Source organism: Pseudomonas sp. Pc102 (genome assembly GCF_018408275.1).
Taxonomy (GTDB): domain Bacteria; phylum Pseudomonadota; class Gammaproteobacteria; order Pseudomonadales; family Pseudomonadaceae; genus Metapseudomonas; species Metapseudomonas tohonis.
Genome location: NZ_AP021905.1, coordinates 487,385 through 506,720 on the forward strand (window position 1 = coordinate 487,385; position 19,336 = coordinate 506,720).

14 protein-coding genes are annotated in these 19,336 nt (G+C 66.9%); 4 read left to right on the top strand and 10 right to left on the bottom strand.

Annotated elements, in window-relative coordinates; translation table 11 throughout:
* Positions 1 to 58 precede the first annotated feature (58 nt).
* Together dbpA and mdtD are read right to left on the bottom strand one after the other, a co-directional pair.
* On the bottom strand, positions 59 to 1,441 hold the full coding sequence (dbpA, locus tag PHLH3_RS02345; RefSeq protein WP_213628023.1) for an ATP-dependent RNA helicase DbpA: 1,383 nt from the start codon (positions 1,439 to 1,441) through the stop codon (positions 59 to 61).
* An 83-nt stretch (positions 1,442 to 1,524) separates the two neighbouring features.
* Positions 1,525 to 2,940, bottom strand: a complete 1,416-nt coding sequence (mdtD, locus tag PHLH3_RS02350; protein ID WP_173174951.1) for a multidrug transporter subunit MdtD — start codon at positions 2,938 to 2,940, stop codon at positions 1,525 to 1,527.
* Between the two features lie 126 nt (positions 2,941 to 3,066).
* Here mdtD and torT point away from each other — a divergent pair, with 126 nt between their 5' ends.
* Positions 3,067 to 4,098 carry a TMAO reductase system periplasmic protein TorT gene (gene torT, locus PHLH3_RS02355; RefSeq protein ID WP_213628025.1) on the top strand — a complete coding sequence of 344 codons (1,032 nt, stop codon included), beginning with the start codon at positions 3,067 to 3,069 and terminating at the stop codon, positions 4,096 to 4,098.
* A gap of 70 nt (positions 4,099 to 4,168) precedes the next feature.
* On the opposite strand, the gene betA is transcribed toward torT, so the two are convergent.
* Both betA and betB read right to left on the bottom strand, forming a co-directional pair.
* Entirely contained in the window at positions 4,169 to 5,860 is a 1,692-nt protein-coding gene (betA, locus tag PHLH3_RS02360; RefSeq protein WP_173174947.1) for a choline dehydrogenase, read from the bottom strand.
* 77 nt (positions 5,861 to 5,937) lie between these two features.
* Positions 5,938 to 7,410 (bottom strand): betaine-aldehyde dehydrogenase, encoded by a 1,473-nt coding sequence (gene betB, locus PHLH3_RS02365; protein ID WP_213628027.1) that lies wholly within the window; start codon positions 7,408 to 7,410, stop codon positions 5,938 to 5,940.
* Between the two features lie 362 nt (positions 7,411 to 7,772).
* Here betB and PHLH3_RS02370 point away from each other — a divergent pair, with 362 nt between their 5' ends.
* The gene (locus PHLH3_RS02370) at positions 7,773 to 9,308 is read left to right on the top strand and encodes a BCCT family transporter (RefSeq protein ID WP_213630387.1); all 1,536 of its coding nucleotides are present in this window, start codon (positions 7,773 to 7,775) and stop codon (positions 9,306 to 9,308) included.
* 114 nt (positions 9,309 to 9,422) lie between these two features.
* On the opposite strand, the gene betI is transcribed toward PHLH3_RS02370, so the two are convergent.
* The 6 genes from betI to PHLH3_RS02400 form a co-directional block, all read right to left on the bottom strand.
* Entirely contained in the window at positions 9,423 to 10,025 is a 603-nt protein-coding gene (gene betI / locus PHLH3_RS02375) for a transcriptional regulator BetI (protein ID WP_173174936.1), read from the bottom strand.
* 204 nt (positions 10,026 to 10,229) lie between these two features.
* Positions 10,230 to 11,087, bottom strand: a complete 858-nt coding sequence (locus PHLH3_RS02380; RefSeq protein WP_173174934.1) for a glycine betaine ABC transporter substrate-binding protein — start codon at positions 11,085 to 11,087, stop codon at positions 10,230 to 10,232.
* A 132-nt stretch (positions 11,088 to 11,219) separates the two neighbouring features.
* Complete coding sequence (locus tag PHLH3_RS02385) at positions 11,220 to 12,164, bottom strand: choline ABC transporter substrate-binding protein (RefSeq protein WP_111259628.1); 945 nt, start codon at positions 12,162 to 12,164, stop codon at positions 11,220 to 11,222.
* Between the two features lie 50 nt (positions 12,165 to 12,214).
* Complete coding sequence (locus tag PHLH3_RS02390) at positions 12,215 to 13,099, bottom strand: proline/glycine betaine ABC transporter permease (protein ID WP_213628029.1); 885 nt, start codon at positions 13,097 to 13,099, stop codon at positions 12,215 to 12,217.
* Between the two features lie 2 nt (positions 13,100 to 13,101).
* Complete coding sequence (locus tag PHLH3_RS02395; protein ID WP_111259626.1) at positions 13,102 to 14,298, bottom strand: glycine betaine/L-proline ABC transporter ATP-binding protein; 1,197 nt, start codon at positions 14,296 to 14,298, stop codon at positions 13,102 to 13,104.
* 672 nt (positions 14,299 to 14,970) lie between these two features.
* The gene (locus PHLH3_RS02400) at positions 14,971 to 15,909 is read right to left on the bottom strand and encodes a choline ABC transporter substrate-binding protein (RefSeq protein ID WP_213628031.1); all 939 of its coding nucleotides are present in this window, start codon (positions 15,907 to 15,909) and stop codon (positions 14,971 to 14,973) included.
* A gap of 269 nt (positions 15,910 to 16,178) precedes the next feature.
* Here PHLH3_RS02400 and PHLH3_RS02405 point away from each other — a divergent pair, with 269 nt between their 5' ends.
* Positions 16,179 to 17,555 carry an L-serine ammonia-lyase gene (locus PHLH3_RS02405; protein ID WP_173174929.1) on the top strand — a complete coding sequence of 459 codons (1,377 nt, stop codon included), beginning with the start codon at positions 16,179 to 16,181 and terminating at the stop codon, positions 17,553 to 17,555.
* A 415-nt stretch (positions 17,556 to 17,970) separates the two neighbouring features.
* Positions 17,971 to 19,071 (top strand): GlxA family transcriptional regulator, encoded by a 1,101-nt coding sequence (locus PHLH3_RS02410; protein ID WP_111259623.1) that lies wholly within the window; start codon positions 17,971 to 17,973, stop codon positions 19,069 to 19,071.
* The last annotated feature ends 265 nt before the right edge of the window (positions 19,072 to 19,336 follow it).

Sequence of the window (19,336 nt, forward strand, 5' to 3'; positions counted from 1 at the left end):
TGCTGCGTGGCGGGTGTCCCCGCCTGCGCTGTCATACAGGGCGAACCTTTCCGGGGCGTTACTGGAGTGCCCGCACCTTGAACGAGCGACCCTTGATCTTGCCGTCGCTCAGGCGCTTGAGGGCCTGTTTGACGATACTCCTGTCCACGGCCACGAAGGCCTGGAAATCGAAGATGGCTATCTTGCCAACCTGCGCCCCCGGAATACCAGCATCACCGGTCAGGGCGCCGAGGATGTCGCCCGGGCGGACCTTCTCCTTGCGCCCGCCGCTGATGCATAGCGTAGCCATCGGTGGCATCAGCGGGTCGCGATTGCGCAGCACCAGTTCGTCCAGGCGCTGCCAGTTCAAGGGGGCCTTCTGCAGGTCCTCGATGGCCTGGGCGCGGCTGGCCTCGGCGGGGGCCACCAGGCTCAGGGCCAGGCCCTTCTCGCCGGCGCGGCCGCTGCGGCCGACACGGTGCACGTGGATTTCCGGATCGCGCGACAGCTCGACGTTGATCACCGCCTCCAGGCCGGCGATGTCCAGGCCGCGCGCCGCCACGTCGGTGGCCACCAGCACGCTGCAGCTGCGGTTGGCGAAGAGGGTCAGCACCTGGTCGCGCTCGCGTTGTTCCAGTTCGCCGTGCAGGGTCTGTGCCGAGATACGGTTGGCCTGCAGGTGCTCGACCAGTTCCTGGCACTGCTGGCGGGTGTGGCAGAAGGCGACGCTGGACTGCGGGCGGTAGTGCAGCAGCAGGTGGACCACGGCGTCCATGCGCTGGGCCGGGTCGATCTCGTAGAAGCGCTGTTCGATCTGGCTGTCGTCGTGCAAGGCCTCGACCTTCACCTGCTGCGGGTCGCGCAGGAAGCGCCCGGCCAGCTCGGCGATGCCCTTGGGGTAGGTGGCGGAGAACAGCAGGGTCTGCCGCTTGGCCGGGGTCTGCTCGATGATCTCGGCGATGCTGTCGTAGAAGCCCATGTCGAGCATGCGGTCGGCTTCGTCCAGTACCAGGGTGTTGAGCCCGTCGAGCTTCAGGGTGCCCTTGCGCAGGTGCTCCTGGATGCGTCCCGGGGTGCCGACGATGATGTGGGCGCCGTGCTCCAGCGAGCCGATCTGCGGGCCGAAGGGCACGCCGCCGCAGAGGGTCAGCACCTTGATGTTGTCGGCGGCGCGGGCCAGGCGGCGGATTTCCTTGGCCACCTGGTCGGCCAGTTCGCGGGTCGGGCACAGCACCAGTGCCTGGCAGCCGAAGAAGCGCGGGTTGAGCGGGTCGAGCAGGCCGATGCCGAAGGCCGCCGTCTTGCCGCTGCCGGTCTTGGCCTGGGCGATCAGGTCGCGGCCCTTGAGGATCACCGGCAGGCCAAGGGCCTGGATGGGGGTCATCTCGTGGTAGCCGAGGGCATCGAGGTTGGCCAGCATGGCGGCCGACAGGGGCAGGGTGGAGAAGGCGTTGGTGGTCACGGGTGGGGCCTGGCAATCGGATTGGCGCGCAGTTTAGCAGGATGGCGCGCGGCCACCCTGCCGTCCCGGTGTGGCAGCGACGGTTATTCCTCCATATCGCCGGGCACCCGACGCACGGCGCGCCCGCTGTCCGGGGGCAGCTGGAAGAAGATCGCCGCCGCCAGCAGGGTGAGGGTGCCGACGCACAGGTAGGTGGCCTGGAACGCCGCCAGCACGCTGGGCGTATCGGGCTTGCCGAAGCCGCCGAGCAGGGCGGCGGCCACCGCCACGCCCAGGCTCATAGACAGCTGCATGACCACCGAGAGCAGGCTGTTGCCGCTGCTGGCCTGGTGGTCGTCGAGGTCGAGCAGGGTGACGGTGTTCATCGCGGTGAACTGCATGGAGTTCACCGCCCCCAGGGCTGCCAGGTGCAGGAGCAGCAGCGGATAGGGCGTGTCGCCGTCGATCAGGCCGAGGCTGGCGATCATCGCGCCCAGCAGCAGCGTGTTGCCGAGCAGCAGGCGGCGGTAGCCGAGGCGGTCCAGCAGCGGCTTGGCCAGGGGCTTGGCGATCATCGCCGAGAGCGCGAGCGGGATCATGGTCATCCCCGCCTGGGCCGGCGGGAAGCCCAGGGCCACCTGCAGCAGCAGCGGCGTGAGGAAGGGCAGGGCACCGCTGCCCAGGCGCGAGAAGAGGTTGCCGAGGATGCCGGCGGCGAAGGTGCGGGTACGGAACAGCGAGGGCGCGAACAGGGGCTGCTCGACCTGCACGGCATGCAGCCAGTAGGCGGCGAGGCAGGCGAGGCCGCCGAGCAGCAGGAGCATCACCCGCACGTGGGGCAGGCGCAGCTCGCCCAGGCCTTCCAGGGCGATGGTGATCAGCACCATGGCGGTGCCGAACAGCAGGAAGCCGTAGACGTCCAGGCGAACCGGGCCGCTGCTGCGCAAGTCGGGCATGAAGCGCCAGGCGGCCCAGCCGCCGATCAGGCCGACGGGCAGGTTGATGAGGAAGATCCAGTGCCAGCTGGCGTATTCCACCAGCCAGCCGCCGAGGGTGGGGCCGATCAGCGGGCCGAACAGGCCGGGCAGGGTGATGAAGCTCATGATCCGCACCAGCTCGGTACGCGGGTAGGCGCGCAACACCACCAGGCGCCCCACCGGCATCATCAGCGCGCCGCCCAGGCCCTGCACCACGCGGGCGGCGACCAGTTGCGGCAGGGTGGCGGAGAGGGCGCAGAACAGCGAGCCCAGGCTGAACAGGACGATGGCGCCGAAGAATATGCGCCGAGTGCCGAAGCGATCGGCGATCCAGCCGGAGGCGGGGATCAGCAGGGCCACGGTGAGCATGTAGGCGATGATCACCGACTGCATGCGCAGCGGGTCTTCGGCCAGGTCGCGGGCCATGGCGGGCAGGGCGGTGTTGAGGATGGTGCCGTCGAGGGCCTGCATGAAGAAGGCGACGGCCACCAGCCAGGGCAGCAGGCGGGCGGTACGGGCGTCCAGGCTGGGCAGGTCGGGCATGGGATTCCTCGGGCGTCAGACCCTGCGGACTTTAGGCGTCGGCGGGCGGGCTGTCACCCCGCCGGCACCTGTCGCCGGCTGCTAGGCTGTGCTCACTCCCCTGCTCCTCGTTGCGGAATGGCCTCTATGCGGATCTGCTGTGCGCTGCTGCTCTCCCTGCTGGCCCTAGTGCCCTGCCATGCGACGGAGTGGTTCCCGGTGCCGGTGATCGCCGACGGGAAGGCCCGTGACTACGTGCCCCTCGCCCACGCCAGCCGCCCCTGGCGCATCTGCACGCTGCTGCCCCATGGCATCGACCGCTACTGGTGGGGCGTCGCCTGGGGGCTGGACGAGGAGGCCCGGCGCCAGGGCGTCCTGCTGGGCATCTACGAGGCCGGCGGCTACCAGTTCCCGGCGATGCAGCGCGCCCAGCTGGCCCGCTGCATCCAGCTCGGCGCCGACGCCTTCGTCATCGGCGCCATCGAGGCGCGGGGCCTCTGCCATGAGATCGACCAGTTGAAGCGGCGCGGCACGCCGGTGATCGACCTGGTCAACGGTATCGACTGCGCGGGCGTGACCGCACATTCACGGGTGGATTTCGCCGATATGGCGCGTGAGGCGCTGGGCTTCATTCGCGAGCGGGCCGGGGGCGGCCCGATCAACCTGGGCTGGTTGCCGGGCCCCAGGGACGCCGGCTGGGTGCTGGACGCCGAGCGCGGGTTGCGCACGGCCATGGACGGCGCGCCGGTGCGCCTCGCCGACGGTGGCTACGGGCCGGTGGATCGATCGACCCAGGCTGCCCTGGTACGCGCTCTGCTGGGGCGTGAGTCGCGACTGGACTTTCTCCTGGCCAATGCCGAGGCGGCGGCCTTCGCTGGACAGTTGGTCAGTGCCTCGCCGTCGCGCTTCCAGACGCAGGTGGTGTCGCTCTATGCCACCGAGCGGGTGGTGGAGGCGATCCGCCAGGGGCGGGTGCTGGCCGCGCCGACGGACTCGCCGGTGACCCAGGCGCGTATCGCCATCGACCTGGCGGTGCGGGCACTGGAGCAAAAGGTTGAGGCGCAGTGGGTCAGCCCGCGCATCCAGATGCTCGATCGGGAAAGCCTGGGGGCTTTCGATATCAGCCGGCTGATGCCGCCGAACGGGCACTGGATGATCCGCCAGGAGCTGCCGGAGTAGTTCGTGCGAGTCGCGGGCCGACGCCCGGGCCAGGAGGGAAGCGGGGGCGGTGCGAGCCGCCCCCGGGGGGTCAGCCGGCCTTGCGCTGCGGCTGGGTGCGTACCGGGGCGTCGCCGGCCACGTAGTAGCTGGCGGTGCTGCGGGGCAGCGGCTGGCGGCCACGGATCCGGTCGGCGATCTTCTCGGCGATCATGATGGTGGTGGCGTTGAGGTTGCCGGTGATGATCTCCGGCATGATCGACGCATCCACCACGCGCAGCCCCTGCATGCCGTGCACACGGCCCTGGCCATCGACCACCGCCATCTCGTCGCTGCCCATCTTGCAGGAGCAGGAGGGGTGGAAGGCGGTCTCGGCATGGGTGCGGATGAATTCGTCCAGCTCGGCATCGGTCTGCACGTGGGCGCCGGGGCTCAGCTCGCGGCCTCGGTACTTGTCCAGCGCCGGCTGCGCCATGATCTCGCGGGTGATGCGGATGCCGTCGCGGAACTCCTGCCAGTCCTGCTCGGACGCCATGTAGTTGAACAGGATGCTCGGGTGCTGGCGCGGGTCGCGGGACTTCAGGCGGATGCGGCCGCGGCTCGGCGAGCGCATGGAGCCCATGTGCGCCTGGAAGCCGTGCTCCTGCACGCCCTTGCTGCCGTTGTAGTTAATCGCCACCGGCAGGAAGTGGTACTGGATGTTGGGCCAGGCGAATTCGGGGCGGGTGCGGATGAAGCCGCCGGCCTCGAACTGGTTGCTGGCGCCCAGCCCCTTGCCGCGGAACAGCCAGTTGGCGCCGATGGCGGGCTGGTTCCACCACTTGGTGGCCGGGTAGATGGAGACCGGCTCCTTGCAGGCGTACTGCAGGTACAGCTCGAGGTGGTCCTGCAGGTTCTCGCCGACACCGGGCAGGTCGTGCACCACGGGGATGTCGAATTCGCGCAGCACGGCGCTAGGGCCGACGCCGGAGCGCTGCAGGATCTGCGGCGAGGCGATGGCGCCGGCGCACAGCAGCACTTCACGGCGGGCGTTGACGATGATCGGCTCGTTGCCGTCGCCGTGCAGGTAGGCGACGCCGCTGGCGCGCTTGCCGCTGAAGAGGATGCGGTCGGTGGTGGCGTGGGTGACGATGGTCAGGTTGGGCCGGCCGCGGGCCTGGTCCAGGTAGCCGCGACCGGTGGCGGCACGACGACCCTGCGGGGTCACGGTGCGGTCCATCGGGCCGAAGCCTTCCTGCTGGTAGCCGTTGAGGTCTTCGGTACGCGGGAAACCGGCCTGTACCCCGGCCTCGACCATGGCGTGGAACAGCGGGTTGTTGCCGTTCTTGGGCGTGGTGACGCTCACCGGGCCGTCGCCGCCGTGGTAGTCGTTGGGGCCGATGTCGCGGGTCTCGGCCTTGCGGAAGTAGGGCAGGCAGTCGAGGTAGGTCCAGTCTTCCAGGCCGGGCGCCTTGGCCCAGTTGTCGAAGTCCAGGGCGTTGCCGCGGATGTAGCACATGCCGTTGATCAGCGAGGAGCCGCCGATGCCCTTGCCGCGACCGCATTCCATGCGGCGGTTGTTCATGTGCGGCTCGGGGTCGGTCTCGTAGGCCCAGTTGTAGCGGCGGCCCTGCAACGGATAGGCGAGGGCGGCGGGCATCTGGGTGCGGAAGTCCAGGCGGTAGTCGGGGCCGCCGGCTTCGAGCAGCAGGACGCTGGTGCCGGCGTCCTCGGTCAGGCGGGTGGCCAGTACGTTACCGGCGGAGCCGGCACCGATGATGATGTAGTCGAATTCTTGAGACATGAGGCTCTCTCTTTAAATGGCTGGGGGCTGGAAGCCAGGGCGCTTAAGGCTCCTGGCTTCCCGCTTCGGGCTGCCGTTTAGAAGACGGAGAAGTAGTCGCCGAGCTCGACCTGCACCGACTTGATGCGGGTGTAGTGGGCGAGGGTGGTGAGGCCGTTCTCGCGGCCCACGCCGGACTGCTTGTAGCCACCGACGGGCATCTCGGCGGGCGACTCGCCCCAGGTGTTGATCCAGCAGATGCCGGCTTCCAGCTTGTGGATCACGCGGTGGGCGCGGGCCAGGTCGCGGGTGACGATGCCGGCGGCCAGGCCGTAGTCGGTGTCGTTGGCGCGGCGGATGGCTTCTTCCTCGGTGTCGTAGACGAGGATGCTCATCACCGGGCCGAAGATCTCCTCGCGGACGATGGTCATCTCGTCCGTGCAGTCGGTGAACACGGTCGGAGCCACGTAGGCGCCCTTGGCGTATTCGCCGTCGGTGACGCGCTCGCCGCCGATCAGCAGGCGCGCGCCTTCCTTGCGGCCGGACTCGATGTAGCCGAGCACGCTCTCCATGTGCGGGAAGCTGGTGAGCGGGCCGAAGTTGGTGTTCTCGTCCTGCGGGCTGCCCAGGCGGATGCGCTTGACGCGCTCGACCACCTTGGCCTCGAAGCGGGCCTGCAGCACGCGCGGGATGAACACGCGGGTGCCGTTGGTGCAGACCTGGCCGGAACTGAAGAAGTTGGCCATGACGGCGATGTCGGCGGCGCGATCGAGGTCGGCGTCCTCGAAGATGATCAGCGGCGACTTGCCGCCCAGCTCCATGGTCACTTCCTTGAGGGAGGAGCTGGAGGCGCTGGCCATCACCTTCTTGCCGGTGGCGGTGCCGCCGGTGAAGGAGATCTTCTCGATCTGCGGGTGCTCGGTCAGCCACTGGCCGACCTCACGGCCGCTGCCGGTGAGGACGTTGAACACGCCATCCGGCACGCCGGCCTCGGTGTAGATCTCGGCCAGCTTGAGGGCGGTCAGCGGGGTGACTTCGCTGGGCTTGAAGATCATCGCGTTGCCGGCGGCCAGGGCCGGGGCGGATTTCCACATGGCGATCTGGATCGGGTAGTTCCAGGCGCCGATGCCGGCGACCACGCCCAGGGGTTCGCGGCGGGTATAGACGAAGCTGGTTTCGCGCAGGGGGATCTGCTCGCCCTCGATGGCGGGCACGAGGCCTGCGTAGTACTCGATCACGTCGGCGCCGGTGACGATGTCCACGGCACGGGTCTCGGCCAGGGGCTTGCCGGTGTCCAGGGTCTCCAGGGCGGCCAGTTCGTCGTTGCGCTCGCGGAGGATCTCCACGGCACGGCGCAGGATGCGCGAGCGCTGCATGGCGGTCATCGCGGCCCAGATCTTCTGCCCTTCGATGGCGCTGGCGACGGCGCGCTCGACGTCTTCCTTGCCGGCGCGCTGGACGTTGGCGAGGACCTCACCGTTGGCCGGGTTGATGCTCTCGAAGGTGGCGCCGCTGGTGGAGTCGACGTAGCGACCGCCGATGTAGAGCTTCTGGTCTTCGAATCGGGCCATGGGGTTCGTCCTCTCAGGTCTCGTTTACGCAAGGCGGGCCGCGCTCGGGGCGGGCCCTTTGTCGGAGTCCCGGGCACGGTGGAGCCGCCCGGATGCATGAAAACGAGCCTACTTTATTTTTATTGAACGTTCAAACAACAAAGAATAAGCTGCGCTCCATGAACGGGGCTGCGGCACATCGCCGCACCTCTTCAGGCCGCATTGCAGAGGCTTCGCCGGGTTACATGAGCGGGTCGGCAGGGCGGCGCGGGTCTGTCGTTGCGCCGTCAGGCGCGTGCTTTCACTGCCCTGGAGCTCTTCTCCACATGAGTACCGCTTCCCTTGCGCTGCATCCCGAGTCGCGTGCGCGGCTCAACCCCGTGGTGTTCTTCGGTTCCACCGCGTTGATCCTGATCCTCACCGTCGCCCTGATCCTCTTCCCCGAGGGGGCCGGGCTCTGGCTGAACAAGGCGCAGACCTGGCTCTCGCGCAGCTTCGGCTGGTACTACATGCTGGCGATCGGGGCCTACCTGTTCTTCGTGCTCTACGTGGCCTTCTCCCGCTACGGCAACCTGCGCCTGGGCGCGGACGGCGACCGGCCGGACTTCAGCTACGGCGCCTGGGCGGGGATGCTGTTCTCCTCGGGCATCGGCATCTCGCTGCTGTATTTCGCCGCGTCCGAGCCCATCGACCACCTGTACAACCCGCCGGAGGGCGAGGCGGGCACCGAGCAGGCGGCGCGCCAGGCATTGCAGCTGACCTTCCTCCACTGGGGCGTGCACGGCTGGGCGATCTATGCGCTGGTCGGCCTGGCCGTGGGCTACTTCGCCTACCGCCACAAGCAGCCGCTGGCGCTGCGCTCGGCGCTCTACCCGCTGTTCGGCGAGCGCCTGATGAAGGGCTCGGTGGGCAACGCGGTGGATTGCTTCGGCATCTTCGTCACCCTGCTGGGCCTGGTGACCAACCTCGGCATCGGCTCGCTGCAGGTCTCCTCGGGCCTGGAGTACCTGTTCGGCTATCCCCACAGCCAGGGCGCGCTGCTGACGGTGATCCTGGTGATGAGCGCGGTGGCGACGCTGGCCGCCGTATCGGGGATCGAGAAGGGCATCCGCCGCCTGTCGAACCTCAACATCATCCTGTTCAGCGGCCTGCTGCTGTTCGTGCTGCTGGCCGGCGACACCCTGCACCTGCTCAATGGGCTGGTGCAGAACCTCGGCGACTACCTCAACGGCCTGGTGCTGAAGACCTTCGACCTCTACGTCTACACCGGCCAGTCCGGCAAGAGCGAGGCGTGGATGGGCCTGTGGACCCTGTTCTACTGGGCCTGGTGGATTTCCTGGGCGCCCTTCGTCGGCATGTTCATCGCCCGCATCTCCCGTGGGCGCACGGTGCGCGAGCTGGTGTGCGGCGTGCTGCTGATCCCGCTCGGCTTCACCCTGGCCTGGCTGTCGGTCTTCGGCAACAGCGCGCTGGACCTGGTGATGGACCAGAACGCGACCGAACTGGGCAAGGCCGCGCTGGAGCAGCCGGCGATGTCCATCTACCTGCTGCTGGAGCACTACCCCTGGGCCAAGGCGGTGATCGGCCTGTCGATCTGCGTGGGCTTCGTGCTGTTCCTGACGCCGGCTGATTCCGGCTCGGTGATGCTCGCCAACCTCTCGCGCAAGGGCGGCGAGCTGGACGAGGACGCGCCCAACTGGCTGCGCATCTTCTGGTCGGTGCTGATCACCCTGGTGACCATCGGCCTGCTGTTCGCCGGCAACTTCACGGCGATGCAGACGGTGGTGGTGCTCGCCGGCCTGCCGTTCTCGGTGGTGCTGCTGCTCTACATGTTCGCCCTGCTCAAGGCCATGCGCATCGACATGGAGGCGCAGGAGATGAACCGGCACTCACCGGTGATCGCCCCCGGGCCCGTCTGACTGGCCCGCAATGAACAACGCCCCGGGGGAAACCCCGGGGCGTTTTCGTTTGCGGCGGATGAAGGATGACTTGTAGGGGCGATTTCAATCGCCAAGCGGCGCGCAGCGCCGCCATTACGCCCGTGAGTCGGTAGCCTTGGCCAGTTGCAGGTCGAGGTAGTCGTAGGCGATCTGCAGGGCCTGCCTGGCGTTGAAGGCATCGCCGGAGAGGGCGCTGCGCAGCCACAGGCCGTCGATCAGGGCGGCGAGGCCACGGGCGGCGGCGCGGGCGGCTTCCAGGGGCAGTTCCCGGCGGAATTCGCAGCACAGGTTGGAGTAGAGGCGGTGGTCGTTGACCCGCTGCAGGCGGCGCAGGGCGGGCTGGTGCATGCTCGTGGCCCAGAACGCCAGCCAGGTCTTCATCGCCGGGCCATTGACCTGGCTGTCGTCGAAGTTGCCGTCGATGATGGCGCGCAGGTGGGCCCGGGCGGAGTCGTCGACCAGGGCGGCGCGACGCTCGCGCACGGCGGTGCTCAGGGCCTGCATCAGGTGGCGCATGGTGGCTTCGAGCAGGCCGTTCTTGTCCTGGAAGTAGTGGCTGATGATGCCGTTGGAGACGCCGGCGAGGCGGGCGATGTAGGCGATGCTGGCGTCGCCCATGCCGACCCGGTCGACGGCTTCGAGGGTCGCGTTGATCAGTTGCGAACGGCGGATCGGCTGCATTCCGACCTTGGGCATCAGTCACTCCAGATGGCGAATTCGAGCGAGGGAAAGCGCGCAGTCTAGGGCGTATCAAATTGATCGATCAATCAAGAAGGTCGCTTCAGGGATGACCTGTCGGTCAAAGGCATGCGCCGTGAAGCGCCGGGAAAGGCGGGATGCAGAACGAAAAACGGCGATGCGCACCGGGGGCACGCATCGCCGTGGCGGAGCCGCCAGCGCTTATTTAAGCCATTCGGCCACGCGCTCGGGGTTCTTGGCGATCCAGGCCTTGGCGGCCTCCTCGGGCTTGGCGCCCTCGCGGATGGCCAGCATCACGGCGCCCACTTCTTCGCCGCTCCAGGAGAATTTCTTGAGGAAGGCGGTGGCTTCCGGCGCCTTGGTTTCCAGGCCCGGGTTGGCCACGGTGTCGACGTGCTCGTCGTCGCCGAAGACCTTCTTCGGGTCCTCGAGGAAGCGCAGCTTCCACTTGGCGAACATCCAGTGCGGGATCCAGCCGGTGACGACGATGGGCTTCTGCGCCTTCTCGGCGCGGGTCAGCGCGGTGGCCATGGCCGGGCCGGAGCTGGGCATCAGCTTGATGTCGAGGTTGTACTGCTTGATGGCGTCCTCGGTACGGCGCATCACGCCGGCGCCGGCGTCGATGCCGGTGATCTTGCCGTCGAAGTCCTTGCTGTAGGTGTTCAGGTCCTCGATGGACTTGGCCTGGACGTAGTCGGGCACGATCAGGCCGATCTTGGCGCCCTTGTAGTTGGAGCCGAGGACCACGACCTTGTCCTTGAGCTTCTCGAAGTATTCGCCGTGGGTGGCGGGCAGCCAGGCGGAGAGGGTGGCATCCAGGTCACCGCGGGCGATGCCCTGCCACATGATGGCGGGCTCCACCGGCTTGAGCTCGACGCCGTAGCCGAGCTTCTCCTTGAGGATCTCGCCGGCGACGTGGGTGGCGGCGACGCTGTCGTCCCAGCCGTTGACGTAACCGATCTTCAGGGTGGGCTTGTCAGCGGCGTGGGCGCTGCCGAGGCCGATGGCCAGGGCGGCGATGCCGATGGATTGCAGACACAGGGACTTCAGCTTTCGCATACGTAATGCTCCATCAGGTGGGATTGGCAGCTAGCTACGTTGGATGCCACGGGCCCGTTCTCGGGCGGGCTGGGTGGCGCTGCACGCCATGGCCCGGCCGGGCCATGGCAGCAGGAGACGGGAAGCGGAAAATCAGAGGCCGACGTGTTTCTTCACGGCGGCGGCGCCGTCCTGGCCGTCGAGGGTGGTGACGCCTGCCAGCCACTTGTCGAGGATCGCCGGGTTGGCCTTGATCCAGTCCTTGGCGACCACCACCGGGTCTTCCTTCTTCAGGACGCGGTCCATCAGCTGGCTTTCGATCTCGACGCTGAACTGCAGGTTGTTCAGCAGCTTGCCGACGTTGCCGCAGCGCGCCTCGTAATCCGGCGGTACCACGGTGTAGACCTTGGCGGCGCCGAAGTCCGGGCCGAACACGTCATCGCCACCGGCGAGGTAGGTGATGTCGAACTGGGTGTTCATCGGGTGCGGGGCCCAGCCGAGGAAGACCACCGGCTCCTTCTTCTTCACCGCGCGCTGCACCTGGACCAGCATGCCGGCCTCGCTGGACTCGACCATGCGGAAGCCGCCGAGGCCGAACTGGTCGCCCTTGATCATCTTGTCGATCAGCAGGTTGCCATCGTTGCCCGGCTCGATGCCGTAGATCTTGCCGCCCAGCTGGTCCTTGAACTTGGCGATGTCCTGGAAGCTCTTCAGGCCCGCTTCGGCGGCATAGGTGGGCACGGCGAGGGTGTACTTGGCGCCTTCGAGGTTGGCGGTCGGCAGCACCTTCACACCGTTGTCCTTGGTGAAGGGCTCGATCACGGCGTCCATGGAGGGCGCCCAGTAGCCGAGGAACACGTCGATCTGCTTGTTCTTCACGCCGGTGAAGGCGATCGGCACCGAAGCCATGATCTTGCGCGGGGTGTATCCCAGGCCCTCGGTGAGGACCATCGCGACGCCGGTGGTGGCCGAGATGTCGGCCCAGCCGATCTCGGCGAAACGCACCTGTTTGCAGCTCTCCGGATCCTGTGCCCACGCGCCTTGCACCAGCGCGCAGGCCAGCAAGCCGGCACCCGCGATCTTCTTCATGTTCATCATCTGCAACTCCCTGCTACTGGAAAGTGATGGCTATCGTTTCTAGGTATACGTTACTGCCGTTGCAGCTTGGCCCGTGCGCTCAGCCAGCCGAACAGGCGGCCGCGGGAGGCGGTCTGCGGGGTACCGAAGCTCTCGGTGATGCGGTCGAGGATGATCGCCAGCAGCACCACGGCCATGCCGCTCTCGAAGCCCAGGCCGATGTCCAGGCGCTGGATGCTGGCGAGCACGTCGTTGCCCAGGCCACCGGCGCCGACCATCGAGGCGATGATCACCATCGACAGCGCCATCATGATGGTCTGGTTGACCCCGGCCATGATCGAGGGCATCGCGTTCGGCAGCTGCACCTTGTATAGCAGCTGCCAGCTGGTGCAGCCGAAGGATTGCCCGGCTTCGACGATTTCCTTGTTCACCTGGCGGATGCCGAGGCTGGTCAGGCGCACCGCCGGGGGCATGGCGAAGATCACCGTGGCGATGATCCCCGGCACGCGGCCGAGGCCGAAGAGCATGGCGGCGGGAATCAGGTAGACGAACGCCGGCATGGTCTGCATGAAGTCGAGGATGGGACGGATGATGTAGGCCACCCGCTCGCTCTTCGCCGCCCAGATGCCCAGGGGCACGCCGAGCAGCAGGCTGATCAGGGTCGAGGAGAAGGTCAGCCCGAGGGTCACCACCGTCTGTTCCCAGAAGCCGGTGAGCACGATGAGCACGAAGGCGGCGGCGGTGAACAGGGCGAACTTGACGCCGATGCGCCACAGCCCGAGGCCGGCGAACACGGCGATCACCAGCCAGGCCGGCGGCCACATGAGGAAGCGTTCGATCAGCTCGGAAAAGCCGCTGACCACGGCGCCGATGTTCTCGAAGGCGCCGCTGTAGTTGTCCAGCAGGTGCTGGACGACATCGTTGACCCAGCTGCCCAGATCCAGTTTCTCGCTCATGGTCATTCTCCCTGCAGGCGGCTAAGCAGGCGGCCCTTGCTGATGGCGCCGCAGTAATGGCCGTCCTGGTCGACGACTGGGATGGGACCTTCGTTGTCCACCAGGCGCTCGATCACCTGCTCCAGGGGGAGGTCCTCGGGCACCGGCACGATGTGCTTGAGCAGCTCGGGCTCCAGGCTCCTGGTCTGGCCTTCCTCCACCAGCAGGGCGATCTTCTCCAGGCTGATGGAGCCGCGGAACTTGTTGTCCTCGTCGACGATGAAGGCGTAGTGCTTGTCCAGCGCCTGCAGCTCCTGGCACACCTGCTGGGCGTCGGGCGCCTTGCCGTTGTGCACGTACAGCGGGACGCTGTCGGCCTTGAGCTGGCCGGCGGTGAGGTAGCGGCTGGTGTCGACGGTGTCGAAGAAGTTGCGCACGTAGTCGTTGGCGGGTTTCTCGATCAGCTCCTGCGGGGTGCCGACCTGGACCAGCTTGCCGCCTTCCATGATGCCGATGCGGGTGCCGATGCGCATGGCCTCCTCGATATCGTGGGAGACGAAGATGATGGTGCGGCGGTGGGTCTTCTGCAGCTGCAGGAGCACGTCCTGCATCTCGCGGCGCTTGAGCGGGTCGAGGGCCGAGAAGGCCTCGTCCATGATGATCATCGAAGGGTCGACCGCCAGGGCGCGCGCCAGGCCGACGCGCTGCTGCATGCCGCCGGACAGTTCGTGCGGGTACTTCTGGGCGAAGGGCGCCAGGCCCACCTGCTCCAGCACTTCCATGGCGCGGCGCTCGCGCTCCTTCTTGCTCTTGCCGGCCACTTCGAGGCCGAAGGCGGCGTTGTCCAGCACCGTGCGCGAGGGCATCAGGGCGAAGGACTGGAAGACCATGCTCATGTCGCGGCGACGCAGGTCGATCAATTGCGCCTTGGGCAGCTTGGCGACGTTCTGCCCGTCGATGAACACGTCACCGGCGGTGGGCTCGATCAGGCGGTTGATCAGGCGGATGAGGGTGGACTTGCCCGAGCCGGAGAGGCCCATGAGCACGAAGATCTCGCCCTCCTCGACGCTGAACGACACGTCGCTGACGCCGATCACCGCGCCACGTTCGGCGAGGATCCTCTCCTTGCTCCAGCCTTGCTTGAGCAAGTCGATGGCTTCTTGTGGCTGTTGGCCGAAAACCTTGTAGAGGTTCTGGACCACGATTTTTCCAGACTGCATGGGATGGTTCCCCTTCAGTAGACATCCAGATCAGCTACACGGGACCCGGCGGGCGCCACGGAGACGCGCCGACAGGCGATGCCGACTGTTATTGCCTGTGTGGGTTTACTGGTTCCAGGGTGTGGCAGGGAGATCGCGCAACGGGCGGTGGGGGCGCGGCACGACACGGGTTCGGCGGTCCGCCATGACACCTCGGGTGTATGGACGACCGTTCGATTCCTTGAGTTCCTGACCTTCATTCCGCTGTATTGCAAACCGCTTTCCAAACCCTCTGGCAGTGCTACGAAACCCGATCCTTGGGTCGTTCAACACCTCGACCGGAGGTGCGCGTACATCCGAAATTTCTTGTAGGGCGGAGGCCTGTGACAGGGGGCTCCGCCGTTTTCTGTTCTTCGGTCCGGGGCTGAGGGCCCCGGTCTGTCAGTTCTGGCTTGAAGCGACAGCGACGAAATCGGCTGAGTCAACGATATAGCCTCGGTGGCCGGGCAATTGTCGGTTTACGACTCTGACGTGTTGGGCGACGACACCAGGCCGGTTGCCGAAAAAAACCATAACAGAAATTTCTTACCGGATAGAAATGCTGGAACCCGCGCGGGGCGCGGGTTTCAGGGGTTGACATGGCCATAGGCAAGAGCTGCCGGGGGCTTCAGCGTAATCGCAAAAAGGCGAAATTCATGGCGCTGCGGCGAGCCCGAGCGCGGCATTCGCCATTTTCCCGTCACGGGTGGTGACGCCGTCGAGCCACTTCTGCAACTGCTCGGGGTGCGCCTTCAGCCAGGCCTTGGCTTCGCGCCGGCGGTTGGTGCTCTGGTTGAGGATCGCCCCCATCAGGTGGTTCTCCATTTCCAGGCTGAATTGCAGGTTGCCGAGCAGCCTCCCCAGGTTCGGGCATTCCTTGGCAAGGCCGGCGCGGGTGTTGGTGTAGACGGTGGCGCCGCCGAAATCGGGGCCGAAATAGTCGTCGCCTCCGGCCAGGTAGTGCATCTGGAACTGGTTGTTCATCGGGTGTGGCTCCCAGCCCAGGAACACCACCCACTGCTTGAGGTGCTCGGCACGCTTGACCTGGGACAGCATGCCGCTTTCGCTGGATTCCACCAGCTTGAAGTCGGCGAGGCCGAACGCCTTGTCGTCGATCATCTTCTGGATCAGCTTGTTGCCGTCGTTGCCGGGCTCGATCCCGTAGAGCTTCCCGCCCAGCTCGTTCTTGAACCGGGCCAGGTCGGCGAAGCTCTTCAGCCCCCCGTCATAGGCCGCCTGGTTCACCGCCAGGGTGTACTTGGCGCCCTTGAGGTTGGCGCCCAGGGTGTCCACCGAGCCGTTCTCGCGGTACGGCTTGATGTCGTTCTCCATGCTCGGCATCCAGTTGCCGAGGAACACGTCGATCTTCTTCTCCGACAGCGCCTTGTAGGTGTCGGGCACCGAGAGGCGCTTGACCTGCGTGCTGTAGCCCAGCTCGGTCAGCACGTAGCGGGTGACGGCGGTGGTGGCGGTGATGTCGGTCCAGCCGACATCGGCGAAACGGACGGTCTTGCAGGATTCCGGTTCTACGGCCTGGGCCAGCAGCGGGGTGCAGAGCGCTACGGCCAGGAACCGGTTGATCAATGGGTTCATGGGGACTTCCACAGCAGTGTCGAGGGTGGGCGATCGCCTGTCCGCGCGGCGAACGGACTGCTGCTGGCCGGTGCGGGTGCGCCCGGATCATGTGACGAAGTCGCGCCTGCTTCTACGAAGCAGGTCGCAAGCAGAAAGGTGCTGTCGCTTTTTTCGCCTGTGCGTCGCCGCGACGTATTTGGACACGAGCGGGTCGGTGTGGGACGTCGGGGGCGTCCGGAAATGCCGATCATGTGGCCGAAGCCCCACCACCTCTCGCGGAGACCATCGTGGCCATCAGCGTGTTCGACCTGTTCAAGATCGGGATCGGTCCCTCCAGCTCCCATACCGTCGGCCCCATGCGGGCGGCCGTGCTCTTCGTCGGCGCCTTGCGCGAGCGGCAGCTGCTGGAGCGGGTGACGCGCCTGGAGGTGAACCTCTACGGCTCGCTCTCCGCCACCGGCGTCGGCCACGGCACCGATCGCGCCGTGGTCATGGGGCTGATGGGCGAGTGGCCGGACCGCATCGACCCCAGGCAGATCGCCCCGCGCATCGCCGAACTGCTCGCCAGCGGGGTCCTGCCGCTCGACGGTCGCCTGCCGGTGCCCTTCGACTGGCAGCGCGACATGCGCCTGCTCGAGGAGAACCTGCCGTATCACCCCAACGCCATGACCCTGGTGGCCTTCGGTGAGAGCGGCGAGCTGCACCGCGATACCTACTATTCGGTCGGCGGCGGTTTCGTCGTCGACGCCGAGCAGGCCGCTGCCGGCCAGCTCGACCAGGACCACACCCGGCTGCCCTACGACTTCTCCAGTGCCGAGGAGCTGCTGCGCCTGTGCAAGCGCCATGGCCTGCGCGTCTCCGAACTGATGCTGGCCAACGAGAAGGCCTGGCGCAGCGAGGCGGACATCCGCAGCGGCCTGCTGCGCCTGTGGGCGGCCATGCGCGAATGCGTGGACAACGGCCTGAGCCAGGAAGGCATCCTGCCCGGCGGGCTCAATGTCCGGCGCCGCGCCGCGCGGCTGCATCGCAGCCTGCTGGAGCTGGGCAAGCCCAACGTCATCGGCTCGACCATGAGCGCCATGGAATGGGTCAACCTGTTCGCCCTGGCGGTGAACGAGGAGAACGCCGCCGGCGGGCGCATGGTCACCGCCCCCACCAATGGCGCCGCCGGCATCATCCCGGCGGTGTTGCACTACTACATGAAGTTCAATCCGGAAGCCTCCGACGACGACGTGGTGAACTACCTGCTCGGGGCCGCCGCGGTGGGCATCCTGTGCAAGAAGAACGCGTCCATCTCCGGCGCCGAGGTCGGCTGCCAGGGCGAGGTGGGCTCGGCGTGCGCCATGGCCGCCGCCGGCCTGGCCGAAGTGCTCGGCGCCACCCCGGAGCAGCTGGAGAACGCCGCCGAGATCGGCCTGGAACACAACCTCGGGCTGACCTGCGACCCGGTGGGCGGGCTGGTGCAGGTGCCCTGCATCGAGCGCAACGCCATCGCCGCGGTGAAGGCCATCAACGCCGCGCAGATGGCCCTGCGTGGCGATGGCGAGCATTTCATCTCCCTCGACCGGGTGATCCGCACCATGCGGGACACCGGCGCGGACATGCACGACAAGTACAAGGAAACCTCGCGCGGCGGCCTGGCCGTCAGCGCCATCGAATGCTGACCCGCTTTCGCTCCCCGGCGCGTCCGCCTGCCAGCTTTTGGTGCGACGCCCGGGGACGCGATGCGAACCCGGCGTGACCGTTCGGTCACCCGTCCTTCCGCTCGTCTGTTACGCCCGGTATTCCCGGATGTAGCGGGGTGACAACCGCACCGCCGACAGGTGCTACCTAATGCCCCAGAGCCCACGAACCACGCGGCCTGGCGGTCGCTAACAGAATGTTTCTGTCGCTCTCGCCTAGCCCCGCTGGCATGGGGTTTGGATGCGCTTATGCATTTTTATTGAACGCACGAACAATTTAGGCATGACCTTTGCCTCGTATCAGGGGCAACTCATCTGGGTCAGTCGCCGTACCAGAACCATAAGAAGAGAACCTCGCAACGAAGGTTCACAGCGTGTTTAGCGTGAGGGTTTTCAGATGTCACAGTCCAACCAGGGCTCCCAGCCCCAGAACCGCGCTCCCCAATCCATCGGCTTCCTGCTGCTGGACAACTTCACCCTGATCTCCCTGGCCTCTGCAGTGGAGCCGCTGCGCATGGCCAACCAGCTCTCCGGCAAGGAGCTGTACCGCTGGTTTACCCTGACCCAGAGCGGCCTGCCGGTGAGCGCCAGCGACGGCCTGCAGATCACCCCCGACGCCAGCCTGGAGAACGCCCCGGCACTGGACGCGGTGATCGTCTGCGGCGGTGTCGACATCCAGCACAGCGTCACCCGCGAACACCTGCAGTGGCTGCAATCGCAAGCCCGCCAGGGGCGCCAGCTCGGCGCCGTGTGCACCGGCAGCTGGGCGCTGGCCAAGGCCGGGCTGCTCGACGGCTACGACTGCAGCGTGCACTGGGAATGCCTGGCCGCGATGCAGGAGGCCTTCCCCCGCGCCGCCATCACCACCCGCCTGTTCTCCATCGACCGCAATCGCAACACCTCGTCCGGCGGCACCGCGCCGATGGACATGATGCTGCACCTGATCGCCCGCGAGCATGGCCGCGAACTGGCGGCGGCGATCTCCGAGATGTTCATCTACGAACGCATCCGCAACGAGCAGGACCACCAGCGCGTGCCGCTCAAGCACATGCTCGGCACCAACCAGCCGAAGCTGCAGGAAATCGTGGCGCTGATGGAGGCCAACCTGGAAGAGCCCATCGACCTCGACGAGCTGGCCTGCTACGTCGACGTGTCGCGCCGCCAGCTCGAGCGGCTGTTCCAGAAGTACCTGCACTGCTCGCCCTCGCGCTACTACCTGAAGCTGCGCCTGATCCGTGCACGCCAGCTGCTCAAGCAGACCGCCATGTCGATCATCGAAGTGGCCTCGGTATGCGGCTTCGTCTCCACGCCGCACTTCTCCAAGTGCTACCGCGAGTACTTCGGCATCCCGCCGCGTGACGAGCGCGCCAACCAGAACGCCAACGTGGTGGCGCTGGTGCCCATGCCCGAGGACCTGATGCGCCCCTCGTCCTCCACCGCCATGGCGGCCCTCACCCGCGCCCAGGGCGAGTCCACCTTCGCCAGCGTGCGTCTGTAACCCTTGCACCGGGGCCGCCTGGCGGCCCCGGTCATTTCAATCGAACCGCCTGCCTCGGCTCTTCGCGGTTGAAACCGCTCCCACAAGGTGACGCCAATGCAGGGTGGCGGACTCCAGTCTTGTGGGAGGGAATTCATTCGCGATGCTTTTCGAGCAGCCCGGCCGGCGCCAGGGTCATGTCCGTGCCTGGAATCGATGGGTTTCGCTTCGCTCTACGCCATCCTACGGGGCGTTGTGCAGCGCTTGACGGGCATGAAAAAAGGGC